At 41.1% G+C, this 15684-nt stretch carries 14 protein-coding genes; 2 read left to right on the plus strand and 12 right to left on the minus strand.

The window, feature by feature from the left end; genetic code table 11:
- Nucleotides 1–114: 114 nt before the first annotated feature.
- Nucleotides 115–3918 (minus strand): bifunctional proline dehydrogenase/L-glutamate gamma-semialdehyde dehydrogenase PutA, encoded by a 3804-nt coding sequence (putA, locus tag Q8W26_RS03740; protein WP_101215038.1) that lies wholly within the window; start codon nucleotides 3916–3918, stop codon nucleotides 115–117.
- A gap of 182 nt (nucleotides 3919–4100) precedes the next feature.
- Between putA and Q8W26_RS03745 the strand changes: the two genes are divergently transcribed.
- Together Q8W26_RS03745 and Q8W26_RS03750 are read left to right on the plus strand one after the other, a co-directional pair.
- Entirely contained in the window at nucleotides 4101–4583 is a 483-nt protein-coding gene (locus Q8W26_RS03745) for a winged helix-turn-helix transcriptional regulator (RefSeq protein ID WP_101215039.1), read from the plus strand.
- 161 nt (nucleotides 4584–4744) lie between these two features.
- The gene (locus Q8W26_RS03750; protein WP_101215040.1) at nucleotides 4745–5734 is read left to right on the plus strand and encodes a methylenetetrahydrofolate reductase; all 990 of its coding nucleotides are present in this window, start codon (nucleotides 4745–4747) and stop codon (nucleotides 5732–5734) included.
- Nucleotides 5735–5829: 95 nt separating this feature from the next.
- On the opposite strand, the gene Q8W26_RS03755 is transcribed toward Q8W26_RS03750, so the two are convergent.
- The 11 genes from Q8W26_RS03755 to Q8W26_RS03805 all read right to left on the minus strand — a co-directional run bounded on the left by Q8W26_RS03755 (nucleotide 5830) and on the right by Q8W26_RS03805 (nucleotide 15646).
- Entirely contained in the window at nucleotides 5830–6150 is a 321-nt protein-coding gene (locus Q8W26_RS03755; protein ID WP_153071519.1) for a hypothetical protein, read from the minus strand.
- Nucleotides 6140–6274, minus strand: a complete 135-nt coding sequence (locus Q8W26_RS03760) for a hypothetical protein (RefSeq protein ID WP_305472322.1) — start codon at nucleotides 6272–6274, stop codon at nucleotides 6140–6142. The genes Q8W26_RS03755 and Q8W26_RS03760 overlap by 11 nt, the downstream gene beginning before the upstream one ends.
- Before the next feature lie 88 nt (nucleotides 6275–6362).
- On the minus strand, nucleotides 6363–8861 hold the full coding sequence (locus Q8W26_RS03765) for a cache domain-containing protein (RefSeq protein WP_101215042.1): 2499 nt from the start codon (nucleotides 8859–8861) through the stop codon (nucleotides 6363–6365).
- Between the two features lie 41 nt (nucleotides 8862–8902).
- A complete protein-coding gene (locus tag Q8W26_RS03770) occupies nucleotides 8903–10159 on the minus strand; it encodes an MFS transporter (RefSeq protein ID WP_101215043.1) in 1257 nt (418 codons plus the stop codon).
- A gap of 84 nt (nucleotides 10160–10243) precedes the next feature.
- Entirely contained in the window at nucleotides 10244–12166 is a 1923-nt protein-coding gene (locus Q8W26_RS03775) for a hypothetical protein (protein ID WP_101215044.1), read from the minus strand.
- Between the two features lie 2 nt (nucleotides 12167–12168).
- Nucleotides 12169–12696 carry a PilW family protein gene (locus tag Q8W26_RS03780; RefSeq protein ID WP_101215045.1) on the minus strand — a complete coding sequence of 176 codons (528 nt, stop codon included), beginning with the start codon at nucleotides 12694–12696 and terminating at the stop codon, nucleotides 12169–12171.
- Entirely contained in the window at nucleotides 12689–13108 is a 420-nt protein-coding gene (locus Q8W26_RS03785; RefSeq protein ID WP_101215046.1) for a prepilin-type N-terminal cleavage/methylation domain-containing protein, read from the minus strand. Before Q8W26_RS03785 ends, Q8W26_RS03780 begins: the two co-directional genes overlap by 8 nt.
- The gene (locus Q8W26_RS03790) at nucleotides 13105–13575 is read right to left on the minus strand and encodes a GspH/FimT family pseudopilin (RefSeq protein WP_101215047.1); all 471 of its coding nucleotides are present in this window, start codon (nucleotides 13573–13575) and stop codon (nucleotides 13105–13107) included. Before Q8W26_RS03790 ends, Q8W26_RS03785 begins: the two co-directional genes overlap by 4 nt.
- A gap of 2 nt (nucleotides 13576–13577) precedes the next feature.
- The gene (locus tag Q8W26_RS03795; RefSeq protein ID WP_101215048.1) at nucleotides 13578–14015 is read right to left on the minus strand and encodes a type IV pilin protein; all 438 of its coding nucleotides are present in this window, start codon (nucleotides 14013–14015) and stop codon (nucleotides 13578–13580) included.
- Nucleotides 14016–14625: 610 nt separating this feature from the next.
- Nucleotides 14626–15012 carry an MmcQ/YjbR family DNA-binding protein gene (locus Q8W26_RS03800; RefSeq protein WP_101215049.1) on the minus strand — a complete coding sequence of 129 codons (387 nt, stop codon included), beginning with the start codon at nucleotides 15010–15012 and terminating at the stop codon, nucleotides 14626–14628.
- Nucleotides 15005–15646 carry a YceH family protein gene (locus Q8W26_RS03805; RefSeq protein WP_101215050.1) on the minus strand — a complete coding sequence of 214 codons (642 nt, stop codon included), beginning with the start codon at nucleotides 15644–15646 and terminating at the stop codon, nucleotides 15005–15007. Before Q8W26_RS03805 ends, Q8W26_RS03800 begins: the two co-directional genes overlap by 8 nt.
- Nucleotides 15647–15684 lie beyond the last annotated feature (38 nt).

The raw sequence follows: 15684 nt of genomic DNA on the forward strand, positions 1-15684 counted from the left end.
TCCCCCGAACGGTAAAGCCCAGACCTCAACGTTATGCTAGAAATAAAAATGCCGCTCACCTTAAGTGAACGGCATTAGGGCCAAGGCCCCTTTTTATAACATTACAGACAATGTCTAATCTTCAATTTCCATAGTCATCAGGGATGCATTACCACCTGCTGCGGTTGTATCAGTACTAATTGTCTTTTCAGTCACCATACGAAGGAAAAGGTTCTCATAAGAACTAGCCGTGATTAGTGGTAGAATTGCGCCGCTTCTTGCAGCTAACTTATCATTGATCAAATGCGTAAGGCTAGTTTTGTAGTCAACCACAGCGCCAGCTAATGATTGATGCGCTAGAATACCATTTAATTGTGATGTCTTAGCGATTTGGAAAATACCAGAGACCACACCAATTTTGGCAAAGGCATCACGGATAGCTTGTGCTTGAGCGAGATCTTCATCGTCAACAAGTGCGATAACGGTGTTACCAGCGGCCAATGCAGAGACAATTGACATAAACCAGAAATCAAAACTTGTATCTTTATCACGGATAACAGCTAAAGTGCCACGAGACTCAAGATAAAGTCGATTAGACTCACCTGTTGGCCCTGGTAATTCAAGCGGGTTTGTTAATTGTTTTTCTGCAGAAATTAGTAACGAGCTTGCCGATGCCAATGTGTCCTTTGCTTGAGCAGCTTGATTGATTCCTTGATTATTTGAAACATGTGCAAGCAACTGTCGTAATACCGAAATTCGTGTATTTACATCGCTGTATTGCCAACTATCTGCAACATCTTGTGCGCGATTAAGAACACCATCAATAATTGAATGATCACCACTATCTTTAGCAAAAAGCGTATTTAACGCAGCAACTTTCGCATCGTCAAAGCGCGGTACACTGCTCAGTGATTGCTCTTTAACCAAGCGCGTTAGATACATTGGCCCACCGGCCTTAGGGCCCGTACCAGATAATCCACGACCACCAAAGGGTTGAACACCAACAATAGCACCAATCATGTTACGATTAACATACACATTACCGGCACGCGATCGAGACGCTAAGTATTCAGCTTTTTGGTCGATACGAGTGTGAATACCCATCGTTAAACCAAAGCCAGTGCTGTTGACCTGATTGATAACATCATCAATCTTGTCACCTTTGAATCGAATGACGTGAACACATGGCCCGAATACTTCTTGTTTAAGAACAGATAAATCACTAATCTCATACAAACGAGGTGCAAAGAAAAAGTTTCCAGTCTCACCCATATCTGGGATTGGGCAGGTGTAATGTAATGTTGCTTTCCCTTCCAGGTACTTCACGTGGTCATTCAGTGCTGTCAGTGCCTTTTGATCAATAACAGGGCCGATATCTGTACTAAAGAACTCAGGATTACCAACATGTAGTTCTGTCATCGCACCTTTGATCATGGTGATAACTTTATCAGCAATTTCATCTTGAACAAATAAAACACGAAGCGCAGAACAACGCTGGCCTGCTGATTGGAAACCTGATGCAATCACATCATCAACAACTTGTTCTGGTAGTGCTGTAGAGTCAACGATCATACAGTTTTGACCACCAGTTTCAGCGATAAGTGGCACAGGGTCTCCACCTCGAGCAGCAAGATCTTGAGCAATTCGTGTACCAGTTTCTGTTGAACCAGTAAACATCACGGCTTGAACACGTAGATCTGGCACAATGACTCGACCCACTTGGCTACCACGGGCAATCACCGGTAATACAACGTTGTCAGGTAAACCGGCTTCTTTCATTAATTCAATTGCACGTAAAGCAATTAGACTGGTTTGTTCAGCTGGTTTAGCAACAACTGTGTTACCAGCAACAATCGCTGCTGCGACTTGACCTAAGAAGATAGCTAACGGGAAGTTCCATGGGCTAATACATAAAACAACACCGCGAGACTCTAATTGCGGGTCTTGCATCAGTTCTTGTGCACGTACAGCGTAATAACGGCAGAAATCTACTGCTTCACGAACTTCCGCAACACCATCGACAGGAACTTTGCCTGCTTCTTTGATACATAATGCGATTAACTCATCACGGTTCGCTTCAAGTAAATCAGCTGTTTTGTCTAAAACTTGTGCACGAACAGCAACATCAGTAGTTGACCACGTTTTAAAGGCTGTATCAGCATCTGCTACAAGCTGCGCCATACCTTCTGCATCAACATGGGTGATGTGGCCAATGATTTCGTCATGATTTGCAGGATTAGTTACGGCTTGTGAACCAGCAGGTAACTGCTCTTGAGTCAGGCGGTTACTTTCAAACCATTGGTCAAGATTGCCTTTCATTTCGGTTACTAGATCAACGTCTGTAAGGTCGATGCCTTTAGAGTTAGCACGCTCAGCACCATAGAGCTCAATAGGCATACTTATTTGTGGGTTATATTTATCCTTCCAAGCTTTAACCGTTTCAACAGGATCTGAAAGTAAAGACTCCACTGGAATATCTTCATCAACAATGTTGTTTACAAACGAGCTATTGGCACCATTCTCTAACAAACGACGAACTAAGTAAGCTAATAGATCTTCGTGAGCCCCTACCGGCGCATAAACTCGACATGGTACCTGATGGCCTTGAACAACTTGGTCATAGAGAGATTCTCCCATGCCATGAAGACGTTGGAACTCAAAACCAGATTTATCTTGATTAGCAATCTCAAGGATTGTTGCTACAGTATATGCATTATGAGTAGCAAATTGTGGGTAAATTGTATCGCGGTAACCTAGTAGCTTAATTGCACAAGCTTGGTAAGAAACATCAGTTGATGGTTTACGCGAAAACACCGGGAAATCTGGTAAACACTCTGTCTGCGAGATTTTAACTTCACTATCCCAGTATGCCCCTTTAACTAGACGTACCATCATTTGACGTTTGGCTTGTTCTGTTAAGTCACGAACCCAATCGATCACGAATATCGCACGTTTTTGATAAGCCTGAACAGCAATACCAAAACCATCCCAACCATCAAGATCACTGTCTAAGAAAACAGCTTCAATAACATCCATAGAAATATCTAAACGATCAGCTTCTTCAGCATCAACCGTAAAACCGATGTTATAGCCTTTAGCACGCATTGCTAAATCTTTCAAACGTGGGACTAACTCTTCAATGACACGGTCACGGTGACTGAATTCATAACGTGGGTGAATAGCTGAAAGTTTAATAGAAATACCAGGGCTCTTTTGTGGTCCACGACCATTTGCAGCTTGACCAATGGCGTCAATTGCACTGACGTACGCCGCGAAATAGCGATCGGCATCGCTCATGGTGCGAGCACCTTCACCAAGCATATCGTATGAGTATGTGTAGCCTTTAGATTCTTGCTCAACGGCACGCTCAACGGCTTCACCGATATTACGCCCCATCACAAATTGGGTACCCATAATTTTCATCGCATAACGCACGGCTTTACGAATAACAGGCTCACCTAAGCGGCCAACCGTACGTTTTAGTAGGTTAAACTGCAGTTTTTTCTGTTTATCGGTGTAGTTAACCAGCTTACCGGTCATTAACAAACCCCAAGATGAGGCATTGACAAAAATAGAGTCACTATTACCAATATGAGAGCTCCAATCGCCGTTCGCTAACTTATCGCGGATTAAGTTATCTGCCGTTACCTTATCTGGCACACGAAGCAACGCTTCGGCTAGACACATTAATACAACACCTTCTTCGGTTGATAATGCAAATTCATTGAGCAGTGCATCCACACCACCTTTACCGACTTGGTCCTTACGAATATTAACCACCATCTGACGTGCATTTTCCCAAGCACGGCTCTTAGCATCGACATCAATCTCAGCTAATGGTAAAAGGTGATTGATAATTGTATTTTCATTACAACGGTAATGATCTCGGATGGTTTGGCGAATTGAATTTGTCGTCGTTAATGTGCCATTAAATAACATGAGCGATCCTATTATTTATTATTAGAGGTAAATAAAGCTAATATTTAGCTTAGTCTATTTACACGGGATTTTTTAGTGCAGCAAGTTTACCCATTGGGCAGCAGAATGTGCTGGTTAAATACGAAGAAATACCGTAAATTATCGTGCCCAGCCATCATTAAACAGAATAATCTACTGATATTATGCAATCGACTAAAACTAAACCGCTAGATCGAATTGATCTAAGCATCCTTTCTACACTCCAAAAAAATGGCCGAATTTCGAATGTAAACCTTGCTAACGAGGTTGGGCTTAGCGCGAGTCCTTGTCTAGATCGGGTAAAACGCTTGGAGAATGAGGGCTACATTGAGCGATACGGCGCTAAATTAAATGCATCAAAGTTAAAATTTGGCATGTCAGCCTTTATTCAAATCACATTAGACCGCACCACCACTGAGCTTTTTGATAGTTTTCAAGCGGCTATTGCTGAGATAGACCAAGTGTGCGAATGTCACATGGTGGCAGGAGGCTTCGATTATCTGGTTAAGATTCGGATTGCTGATATGGAAGCTTATCGGCAAGTACTCGGAATGATTGTCGACATCCCAGGTGTTGCTAAAAATCACACCTATGTTGTGATTGAAGAAATTAAGCAAGACCATGGCTTACCGCTTAAGCTAACCTAATATCATCATTAACATGCTACAAGAAAGTATTTCGATTTTAGCATGTTACCTTTTAGTCTAAGATAGGTCGATATTGGCTAAATAGCCGTCTAAAAACCCTCTCCCTCTTAGATTAACAGTGGTATATTAACTAGATATTTTTTATAGAGTATTACTAAGCAATGAAATCTGAATTACGTGACAAATCCCGCGACGCCAAATTTGGTGTTTATTTTATCGGTACGACTCCACCTCGTGAAGGTGTACCATTAAACAAGGTTGAAGAGGTCGCCGATAAATTAGTGGCTCGTTTAGACAAAATCGACTTTGACGGACTGATTGTCTACGATATTCAAGATGAGAGTAGTCGCACCGAAGTCAAGCGCCCTTTCCCATTCAGTAAAACATTTGAGCCTTGTCATTACTCACAAATTTTAAACAATAAGACAAACAAGCCAATCATCACTTATAAAAGTGTTGCTCAGCGTGATAAAGCAGAGTTTACCCAGTGGTTAGATACTAGTTGGCAGCTTTATGGCGTCAGAGATATTGTTCTCGTCGGTAGCCCATCTGCTGATGGCCAACAAAAGCTATCACTACCAGAGGCGTATCAAGCACAACAAGAACACCATAAAAATTATTACTTAGGCGGTGTCACCATTGCAGAGCGTCACTCTAAAAAAGGTGATGAGCATTTGCGCATGCTTGAAAAAGATAAACAAGGCTGTGAATATTTCATCTCTCAAGCCGTCTATGACGCCGCCGCAACCATTGACATGTTAGCCAATTACGCCCGTGAATGCCGCGTCCAACAAATGCGACCACGTCGAATCATTCTAACATTCACCCCGTGTGGCAGTGAAAAAACTATGGATTTCATGGAATGGTTGGGTATTGCTATTCCAGATGCTACACGGTGGCGCATTTTAGAGTCAAAAGACCCACTCAATGAGTCCATTCAAATTTGCCGTAGTAATCTTAATCAGATTATTGAGGCTTGTATGTCACTTGATATCCCATTGGGTCTTAATATCGAGAGCTTGACTAACCGCAAAGAAGAAATAGATGCATCTATAAGGTTATATAAACTGTTAAAAGCGACGTTAGATTTAGCGCTAGCAGAGCGGGAACTTGTGAATGTTGAAGCGGAATTCAATAAAAAAGGTTCATAACATCGTTGGTCACTAGCTAGGTATCTATTTTGGGCTCAGGTATGAGCCCTTTTTGTTTAATGTAGGTATGTAACCACTCCATAAAATGCAGCTGATTACGCTTTTTCCAGACAACTCGTATCTTTCGCGTTACACAGTACGCCCAATATTTTAGTATCAGTCTCATCAAGCTCTTTGCCTAAAAGGTCTGAGGCAATGTCTCTCATGAGACGCTTATTAAATAACATAACCATTTCTAGATGCTTTAAGTTATCATAAGTTTGAACTTTTAAATTATCTGCAACGATGGACTCCCAATAACTACTTGGGGTAATGGCATCACCTGATGACACATAGACATTGGTTGTGATGGTGTTAACTTCAATTCCTCGGCGAAGGTTTAGGTCATTGGGCTGTATCTGTGACTTACGGTGCACAATGTCGACTGCTTTTTCTATAGTTTCTAGGTTGTGGGCGAGTGATTTGGTTGGCAACGATTGAAGCACAACCTGAACATAATAGTGAAAATACGATGATGATGTAGCTTTGGCAGCTAATCATACTGAACTCCTTTTCGGTATGATTTCTATAAATTCGTCTAAGCTATTAATACTATGACGATACCAATAGCTATTTGAATTAATAGCTGCTAATTCTTTTTGGGAATGTATTTAGCAGAAAGTTCCTCGATAGATAAGGGTTTATCAAAAAAGTACCCTTGAATAACGTCACAATTAAATTCGCGCAAACGCTCATATTGCTCACTCGTTTCAACCCCTTCTGCTACGACGCTCATGTGACCCGAAGACGCGATAAGAATAATCGATTTAACTAAAGACTCTGCTTGCTCATTAACGAGTAGTTTATCAATAAAGCTCCGATCGATCTTAATTTCACTGATCGGTAGCTCTGCAAGGTAACTGAGTGAAGAATAACCTGTACCAAAATCATCTAGTGACACATCAAAGCCATAATTGCGTAATTGCTCTATCACTGGTTTCGCCTTTTTAACATCAGCGATCAACACATTTTCAGTTATCTCTACCGTGATATAGGACGAGTTAAGCCCTGCTTTCTTAGCAAAATTTAAAACCGTGTTAGCAAAGTTGTCAGCAACTAGATGGTCAGGGGAAATATTGACTGATAATGTCACCGGGTTTTCATTATTCGCATTATAGTGACCAATATCGATACTTGCCTGCTCAAGAACAAACTCGCCAATTTGTTCGATAATGCCGATATCTTCTGCCAGTGGGATAAACTCGGCAGGTGAAATAAACCCTAAGCTTGGGCTAACCCAGCGGATTAATGCCTCAACGCCAATGATCTGTTGACTTGCAGTACAGATTTGCGGTTGATACACCAAGGAAAATTCTTGATTAGTTATCGCTAAACGTAATTCCTCTTCAAGCTTAAAGTCACGTTTCACTTTGAGGTGAGTAACTTTATCATAAAATAAAAATTGTCCTTTTTGTTCAGCTTTAGACTTATAGAGAACAAGATCTGCTTTACTGATTAGCTTTTCAGCATCCTTGCCATCCTCGGGAAACATTGATACACCTATACTTCCGCTCGTATAAACTTGCTTGCCATCTAATGGAATAGCTTGACGGAAAACATCTTGTATTGCCTGCACTTTATGTTCAGCTTCTAATAATGATGAAAGCTTTGGAAAACAAAAAATAAACTCATCGCCACCAAATCGACAGACTGTATCACCCTCACCGATGACCTCACTAAAACGTTTACTAACATGTTCGAGTAATCGGTCTCCCATCGAGTGACCATAGTTATCGTTAACCTTTTTAAAGTCATCGATATCAACAAACATGACAGCTAACGATTGCCCCACTTGTTGTGACAATGCGATGCCGGTGTTAATTCTCTCGATGAGCGCAACACGGTTAGGTAATTGCGTTAAAGCATCATGGTGGGCCATATGAGTCAGCTTATTTTTTGTGGCTTCAAGCGCCTCAAAGTCTAGCTGAATTTTTCGTTGATAATTTTGAAAACGCAACGATATATTCTTAGAGATCAAGATAGACATTACGATCAAAATAAGTGAAACAAAGACGCTTATCGCGACAATTTTAATTAGCTCTTGTTGGTGACGTGCTTCAATAGTTATTTTTCTGTCGTCAATATATTCATTGATTTCTTGTAAGTAGGTCCCAGTGCCTATGGCCCACTGCCAGTCTTTGACCCCTTTTACAAAACTTGTTTTGTCCGACGGTTCCCCTGTTTCCGGCATGATTGAAGCGACGTAATTAATATAGCCCTCTCCACTACGCGCAACTTTAATGATTTCTTTAACTAACGGGAAACCTTTGGCATCGACAGCATTAAAACGGTTTAAGCCAACAAGATCTGTTTTGTAATGTGCTAAGTAATTACCTTTGAAATCCATGACGAAGAAGTAACCATTATCACCATATCGCATTTTTTGGATCTCTTTGAGTAACTCTTGCTTAATCTGAGACTCAAAATCAATTACGTACTCCCCCGTTCCAATAAACCAATTATAAGGGGCAAAGTATTTCGAATAACCTACTTTTTTGAACGAAGCTTGTTTATTATCAGGTTTAGGGAACCACCACGTATAAAAACCGGCCTGACGTTGATCCTTTGAGGCAGCTTCAGCTAAACCACGAATGATGTAGTTTCCCTTAACATCTTTCATATCCCAAAGGGCTTTGTTCTCAAGGGATGGTACTGTTGGGTGCATGACGTTCACACCATCCATAGTATAGATGAAGTAATAGCCGCGACCTTGATTGAATGAGACAGAGCGCAATGTATCATTAATCAGGGCTTTAACGACATGCTCTGGTCGGTGTTGATTATTATTGTAAATAGTTGACGCAATCGCGTGAGCTTGATTAATCCTCAGCTCCATACTCTGTTTAAGCTCAGACTCAGCGGCTTCTTTTCGAACTAAAATATGCTGATAAAGCTGACTGACTTGATTTTTAATTATTTGACGTTCAGTGGCCTCGAAATCCTCTTGCAATGATAAAAGATCAAAATCACTCATGGATTTATTCTCATGGATTACAATAACGTTGACAAGGATCGAGAAGAAGATGATTAAGGAGATAGGACCAAACTTAATTAAGCGTAATAAGTTTTTGTCGTTAGAATGTGTCATTAAACTAGTCTTTACTTAACTTATCAGAGATAAGTTTTTGTTTACAAAAAATGCCTTTGATTAGATTGTGACTTGCCTGACCACAAGGTGACAGCACAAATCACACCAACTAAAGGGATGGATATTAACACTAAATAAAGCCATCCTTGACTAAATAAAACAACGCCCGCAGAGAGTGAAGCAAAGCCCTGGACAATAAAAATGCTAAAGTCATTAAGCGACTGAACCTTAATTCTCTCTTCTGGCTGATATGACTTCTGAAGCATCAAAGTGCCCGTTAAGAAGAGAAAGTTCCAACCTAAACCAAGTAAAACCATTGTTAACCAATAGTGCATTACATCGTGGCCACTTAAAGCAAAGATTATCACAGATATGTAACAAAGACAGCCTAATCTCATCACATTCAAGAGTCCAACTTTTGCAACAAGCCAGCTGGCAAATAGTGACGGTAGATACATAGCGAGAATATGACTCTGAATAACCCACTTTGTGTCATGAAGACTATGCCCTGAGACTACACTCATACTTAACGGTGTTGCTGTCATGATATAGCTCATAAAAGCGTAAGCAATGACTCCGCAAGTTAACGCTATGATAAAGACGGGCTGAGATGTAATCGTCCCTAATGGCCGTCCACTATAATCGCTAGTGATATCTGGTACCGGATTAGGCTCAAGGAAGCACAACAAACACAGTCCACCAAATAGCATCAAGCTTAGCGCCATAAATGAACCCGCAAAGCCATGAGGAGAGGCAAGTGTGTTTTCGAAACTCGTGGCTAATTCAGGCCCCAAGATTGCGGCGAAAATGCCGCTGAACATTAATACGGACAAGGCTTTTGCTGACTGAGATTGATCCGTTAAACTTTCCAAGGCCGCAAAACGCATTTGTGCAACAAATGCCATGCTAAAACCAAGAAGTAATGACGCGATGCAAAAGATTTCAAAAGATGCCTTCTGCGCTGCAATCATAGCGGCTGTAGAGCCACATATACTCACTAACGTGCCGATGATTAAGCTTTTCTTGCGACCAAACAAGAGGGTTAATTTTGCCGCCGGAATAACTGCAAGTGCAACCCCTAAGATTAAAATCGTCACGGGTAAGGTTGCCAGTTCCTGTGAAGGCGCTATTTTATTTGATAGGAGTCCACCCACAAACACCATCAGCGATGTTGCGCTCATTGCAAGTGGCTGCACAAGAAACAACAGCCAAACATTTCTAGGAACAATAATGACCTTACTTGCAATAAACGCACTTAAACCGAGTAAAATAAAGGCGAACGTTAGTATTGTAGGCATTGCACTTTCTTATAAGAAAACGTTTAAAAACAAATACTACAACATTAGTATTAATAGGTATAGATATTATACCTATTACGCAAATTAAATAGTCTTCCAGCCTTTAAATACCAATTTTTGACCACTACCACCTGAAGGGTTACCCACAACTTTAGCTTTCGATAGTGCGGTATCGTAATGGAGTCCACCGTCACCGCTTACCGTGACCTTGTTCCCAAGCACAGACCCTTTAAATGCAACATCAGAGCTAATTGTTATGTCAGTTTTAGGTGCGTAAATGGCTGCATAAATTGACTCGGTGCCCCCTGTTATATCAATACCGGTGCCACTATAAGAACTGTATATAGAAAAAACCGGTTGCCCTGTGGTTGTGATTCCTTTAGCTGGTGTATAGACCTGAGCGCCACCGCCAATTTCAACAGCTCCTTTTATCACAAGGGTTAAACTCGAGTTATCAGGAATTGTCAACGAACTGCTACCACTCATCTTAAAGTTCCCTTTAACATACATCATAACATTTGCGCCGGGTGCAACTTTAAGGTGTCCTTTAATGGTGACATTGTCATAAGCTAAAAATTTATGATTGACACCAAGGAAATCAGCAGTCACTGGCGTAATGATTTTTGAAGGGCTACTTTGGCTACCGTTATTCAATGAGAAATCACCAATTGCATCACTAAGTAAGTAAATATCCCCTGTTCCGGAGCCACTGATAGTTAGATCCTTTGCATTATCAGCACTGGCGTCAACAGTTAGCACTTCAAATTCGATTGAATGAACATCACACGTTGAACCTGTTGTCTCAGTTGCTTCTGAATCATCGGTTGGTAATGCAACAACTTCTGCGACGTCAGGTAAATTTAGCGGGACTTCTTGAGCGTATGGAGATACGCCATAACCTAATGAGTGAGTGTAAAAGGTGCCGATGCCGTTATAACGTAAATCATCATTAGAGATCTGTGCACTCTCTTTCAAATGAACATTGCCCTTAGCCCTGACACCATTAGAAACTACCCCTCCAATTTGTGTATATTTACCATGAGTTTGTACACCGCCGCCAACAGTTAAGACACGAGTAAGGGTAACGTCTTGTTGTGACAAAATTGAGCCGGTAATTTTATTACCTGTAATGTTTACTATACCTCGAGACTTTAAGTTACCACCCAGTTTCGTCTCGTTAAGGGTCACCGTTCCGTTAGCGTGAATTGTTCCACCGACAGTACCACTTGACTGCTTATAATTACCACGTAAGGTCACGTTGCCATGAATATCACTACTGCTTGGTAGCGTGACATTACCATTTGCAAATACATCCCCATCAATCGTTGCACCACTTTTGAGAGCCAGACTGTGAGTGGCAAATACATCGCCCTCAATTGTTGATGCGCCTGATAAAGAAATTAGACCTGATGAAGTCACCGTTTTTACAACAGCCTCTTTGCCTTTATTAGTTGTAATATGATAGTCACCCAGCGCAGAGTTATAGCTATCAATTGAACCACTTGCACTGATATCGACACCTTCACAGCCTATAATCCCATCAGCAAAAGGTGAAGTTTTGCTTGAGGCAGAACCTTGTAACTCGAAAATGGCGTTAAGTTGACTCAGGCCTTCAAATCTAGAGCCCTTACTAGTCAACGTTAGCTCCGAGCCTGCGTGTGACAGATTAACTGCATAAGCTAAATCAGATAGCTGATGACCTTGCCCTGTTATGTTGCCGTGGGCATCCGTAGGTAGGGCAGCGACTAACTCCTGTATCGTACTGGTAGGGTTGGCACTAAGCGTTGTTGTCATACTATCCAGTGTATCAAAAACTCCCTTTTCAGCGAGTAGCCGAGCATTAATCTTTTTTTGAAAGTTCCCGGTGAGCCGCTCTTGAATAACGCTACTTTGTAATGAACTTAAAACTACAGTGCCAGCCATTAAGCTCATAATAAGGACAGAAACCAACGTATAGCCTTGCTGTTTAGTGTGCTTAGAGTTGCTTTGTATTAATATTTGTCTCATATTTATGGCCTCGTTGCATTCGTAAGGATGACACGCGTTAAAGCAACATCAATAGTAAATGGCGCATTAGCCCCTTGACCACTCGGCTCTCCCCCTGTTGCCAGCGGCGTCACAGTGATAGTGACTAACCTCCCGTTAATCGCAAAGGCTATAGCATCAATTCCTGTTAAAATTGTTATGGGACCAGCCCCTAAATCACAAGTTAAATTATTACCGTCGAGCGTGAATGTTTCAGTATAGGCAACCGCTTTTACTAGGCCATCACACGCCGTGGAGTTGGCCTCTTGCGATACGACGATAGAGTCAGGTCCAACCGTTGGTATCAGTGACGTTTGTTTCAAACTAGTACTATAAATTTGGGAAGAGAATCTAAGAACCTCTTGGGCATTTTCTAGGTTTTTGCTAATGCTCACCATGGACTTAACGGTCACGTAACTCATAGAAAGCCCAGTGACTATTAACGTACTCAGGAACATGGCTATTAGTAATTCAACTAACGTAAAACCACTCATTTTTTGCTGATTAACCATTACAACCTGCCTCTAACGTAGGGTAAGCGGCATTGAGTGAGACTTTATTATCAAGCCCGTCTGTCATTCGCTCATCTAACCAAGTTACCTCAACAGTAAAATCGGTATTGAATGCCCCTACAGCTAACCCGTTATATGTAATCGTATAAGCGGAATTCGCCGGTTTCAACGTATCAAGGAAAGTTGTGTCAACGGCTTGACGGCCGTCCTGAAGTTCACAGATCTTACTCCAGACACGTTCAATCGCATTATTGCCATGAATAATCGAAGCCGTATACATAAAACTATTAGTTGCAAATTGAAGAGTCTTAAGTTGAGCACCAGCCAAAGCGAGCAGTGCGATAGTTGAGACTAACAGAGTAATCAGCACTTCGATCAAGCTAAAGCCAAGCTGTGCGTTATTTGTTTTCATGGGCAAGTCCCCTGTGAAATTATTACGCTTTGACCACTTGGGTAGGTACAAAAACGATAATCCCCTGTCGAACTATCAAGGTCACTAATGACAAACTCGTTTGCTGAAGTTGTGCCGATCTTTGAAATACTTAAATTCGCTAACCCGGTAACCGTAACCCCTGTTGCAGGCTCGAACTCTAATAATGTTTTTTCTGATGCAAGGCCTAAATCTTGGAGTACGAGCCACTTGATGCCAGAAACATGGATGTTAATCGTTTCATCTCTTTTGACTGCTTCACTACGAGCAAACTTATAAACAGCATTAAGCTTATTGACGGTGGTCACTAGACGATCGTCTTTAACTTGTTTGACAAATGAAGGCATCGCTATGCTTGCAGCAATGGCAATAAGCGTTAAAACAATTAACAGCTCCACCAACGTATATCCATGTTGACGCTCGTTTCCAATCGGATCGCTATAAAGCATGTTTAAGACCAACAGTCGGTAACTGTAACCGTGGTGTTCCCAACGGTTTTCTTTGCGAGTTTACTGCCCTGATGGTTGATAGTAAGAGCGCCACATCGATCACCAGACTGTATAGAAGATGAGATAGGCTTAGCAGCAAGGACAAATGTTGCCGAGTCATTGGTCGCACCGGGTGTTGCTTGTGCTGCCACTGATGGCGTGTAGGTAAAAGAGTATTGTTCTGTCGAAGAAACAGTGAAAGTATCAGGGTAGCCACCTAGTCTGGTGTATTGGCGCTCTAAACGTTGTACTTGTTGTAATAAGGTTTGTTGAACATCAAGACGATTAGCTTGTTGTACGTGGCTCTTGTAACTTGGAATAGCGACCGTTAATAAAATCGCAATGATAGCTACCACTATTAATAGTTCGATAAGTGTAAAACCACGTTCATTTTTAAACATAACTGTCTCCTATATTCGATTTGACGAATTTATATGACAGCGGTATCAGTGTCAATTAATCACATTGAGTTACGTGATAACGATAAAATAAATAGATTGTCTTATTGTGTTAATGTGACGCCCGACACGATGTTCAGAAAACTCAACAAACCATATGGAATAATATATTTCATATAATTCTAAAAACGAACATGATCTATGACAGTGAAAACTGAACGTGGTATTTACATTTCATTAAACTAGACGATGGGCTGAACGTTATTGATACTTAAGTATGAGGCGGTAAATGTATGTCTAAGACTAGCTCAACCAAATGTCTTTAACGTTATTAGAATACAGGTTTTCTGCTTCACATTAATTCGTAAGGCGTACAGTTCCATTTATTGTTGAAATTCTAATACCAGAATTCGGATTAGACACCATCATAATTAACTAGATAAATATGGAGCAGCCCATCAGGCTGTAAAGCTTCTTATTAGTGAGCAAAGGTAGAAGACCTTAGAAGTGAGAGTGATAATATTACTGATTGCAAAAAAATTATTTACAGGCGCATCGCTATTTCAGCACCGTCAAATAACCCTTGTCGATGCAGAAACAGCGGTGTTATGCGTTAATTATTTTTAAGTACAATACTACGTTGCTCTTTCTTGGGTAAGTTACTAACCACTAAATTGAACGAGTTATCAATCATTCGCTCAATTTCGCCAGTTGGTATACTGCCGTCAATGATTACTGTATTCCACAAACGTTTATTCATATGATAGCCTGGGATAATACTCTCAAAGATATCACGAAGCGCTAATGCTTCATCAGGGTCGCATTTAAGATTGAGCCACCAAGGTTGCTCTGTCTTAGTATCCTTACCTTTCCCTCTTGATAAAGTGGCAAACATCTTGTGTTTTACTTTAAAGACCATCACCTCTTCGCCAAATGGGAAGTCGAGCACAGCAAATGGTTTATTTAGCAAGTACGCTTTAAGATGGTTTTGACTAAGCATTGCGTAATCGCCCCTCTAACTCATTAATTTTTTCTTTAAGTTGAACGATATGCGCTTCAAGCTCTTTGATTTTTGTTGCATCGCAATGGGGTGCTGTTTGATCTGTTTTGTTCGGCTGCTCATCGATTGCTTGATAAAAAAGTTGTTCGAACCTGTTATCTCTCTGACCTGGCTGTCGCTCAAGTTTTCGAACAATGCAACTTCCGTTGTAGTGACAAAGGCTCTCTAAACAAGCCTCGACCTCAGCTAAATGACTAAAAGTCGATAAACGATTAGTTCTTGTCTTTAATTCTCCTGCACTTTGTTTTCCACGTAACAGTAATACACAAAGAACAGCCTTTTGTTGCTCGGTAAGTTTGAGGTCACTAAACTCAGTGTTGCAGAAACGGTGCTTATATTTGATAACACGACTACCAAAACCTGTTTGTTCACTCACCAAATGCATTGCAATTAACTGCTCAATCGTTTCTTTAACCTCTGATTCACTTAATGTCATTACAGGTTCACGATTACTTTTTTGATTACATGCCGTCATTAACCCATTTATCGACATCGGGTATTGATCAGGTGTGGTGACCTCTTTCTCTAATAATACACCGATAACACGAGCTTGGGTGTTTGTTAGGCTAAGCATAAATCTCCTTGATGCTGATAAAATTTGTTTGAATGGCT

It is taken from the genome of Psychrobium sp. 1_MG-2023 (genome assembly GCF_030689115.1).
GTDB lineage: Bacteria > Pseudomonadota > Gammaproteobacteria > Enterobacterales > Psychrobiaceae > Psychrobium.

What these genes read in the sequence shown, in the direction of transcription:
- Q8W26_RS03795 (WP_101215048.1), bottom strand. Translation starts at nt 14,015, where the DNA reads ATGTTTAAAAATGAACGTGGTTTTACACTTATCGAACTATTAATAGTG.
- Q8W26_RS03800 (WP_101215049.1), bottom strand. Translation starts at nt 15,012, where the DNA reads ATGCTTAGTCAAAACCATCTTAAAGCGTACTTGCTAAATAAACCATTT.
- Q8W26_RS03775 (WP_101215044.1), bottom strand. Translation starts at nt 12,166, where the DNA reads ATGAGACAAATATTAATACAAAGCAACTCTAAGCACACTAAACAGCAA.
- Q8W26_RS03760 (WP_305472322.1), bottom strand. Translation starts at nt 6,274, where the DNA reads ATGATTAGCTGCCAAAGCTACATCATCATCGTATTTTCACTATTATGT.
- Q8W26_RS03750 (WP_101215040.1), top strand. Translation starts at nt 4,745, where the DNA reads ATGAAATCTGAATTACGTGACAAATCCCGCGACGCCAAATTTGGTGTT.
- Q8W26_RS03745 (WP_101215039.1), top strand. Translation starts at nt 4,101, where the DNA reads ATGCAATCGACTAAAACTAAACCGCTAGATCGAATTGATCTAAGCATC.
- Q8W26_RS03780 (WP_101215045.1), bottom strand. Translation starts at nt 12,696, where the DNA reads ATGGTTAATCAGCAAAAAATGAGTGGTTTTACGTTAGTTGAATTACTA.
- Q8W26_RS03790 (WP_101215047.1), bottom strand. Translation starts at nt 13,575, where the DNA reads ATGCTTTATAGCGATCCGATTGGAAACGAGCGTCAACATGGATATACG.
- Q8W26_RS03805 (WP_101215050.1), bottom strand. Translation starts at nt 15,646, where the DNA reads ATGCTTAGCCTAACAAACACCCAAGCTCGTGTTATCGGTGTATTATTA.
- Q8W26_RS03785 (WP_101215046.1), bottom strand. Translation starts at nt 13,108, where the DNA reads ATGAAAACAAATAACGCACAGCTTGGCTTTAGCTTGATCGAAGTGCTG.
- Q8W26_RS03765 (WP_101215042.1), bottom strand. Translation starts at nt 8,861, where the DNA reads ATGACACATTCTAACGACAAAAACTTATTACGCTTAATTAAGTTTGGT.
- putA (WP_101215038.1), bottom strand. Translation starts at nt 3,918, where the DNA reads ATGTTATTTAATGGCACATTAACGACGACAAATTCAATTCGCCAAACC.
- Q8W26_RS03770 (WP_101215043.1), bottom strand. Translation starts at nt 10,159, where the DNA reads ATGCCTACAATACTAACGTTCGCCTTTATTTTACTCGGTTTAAGTGCG.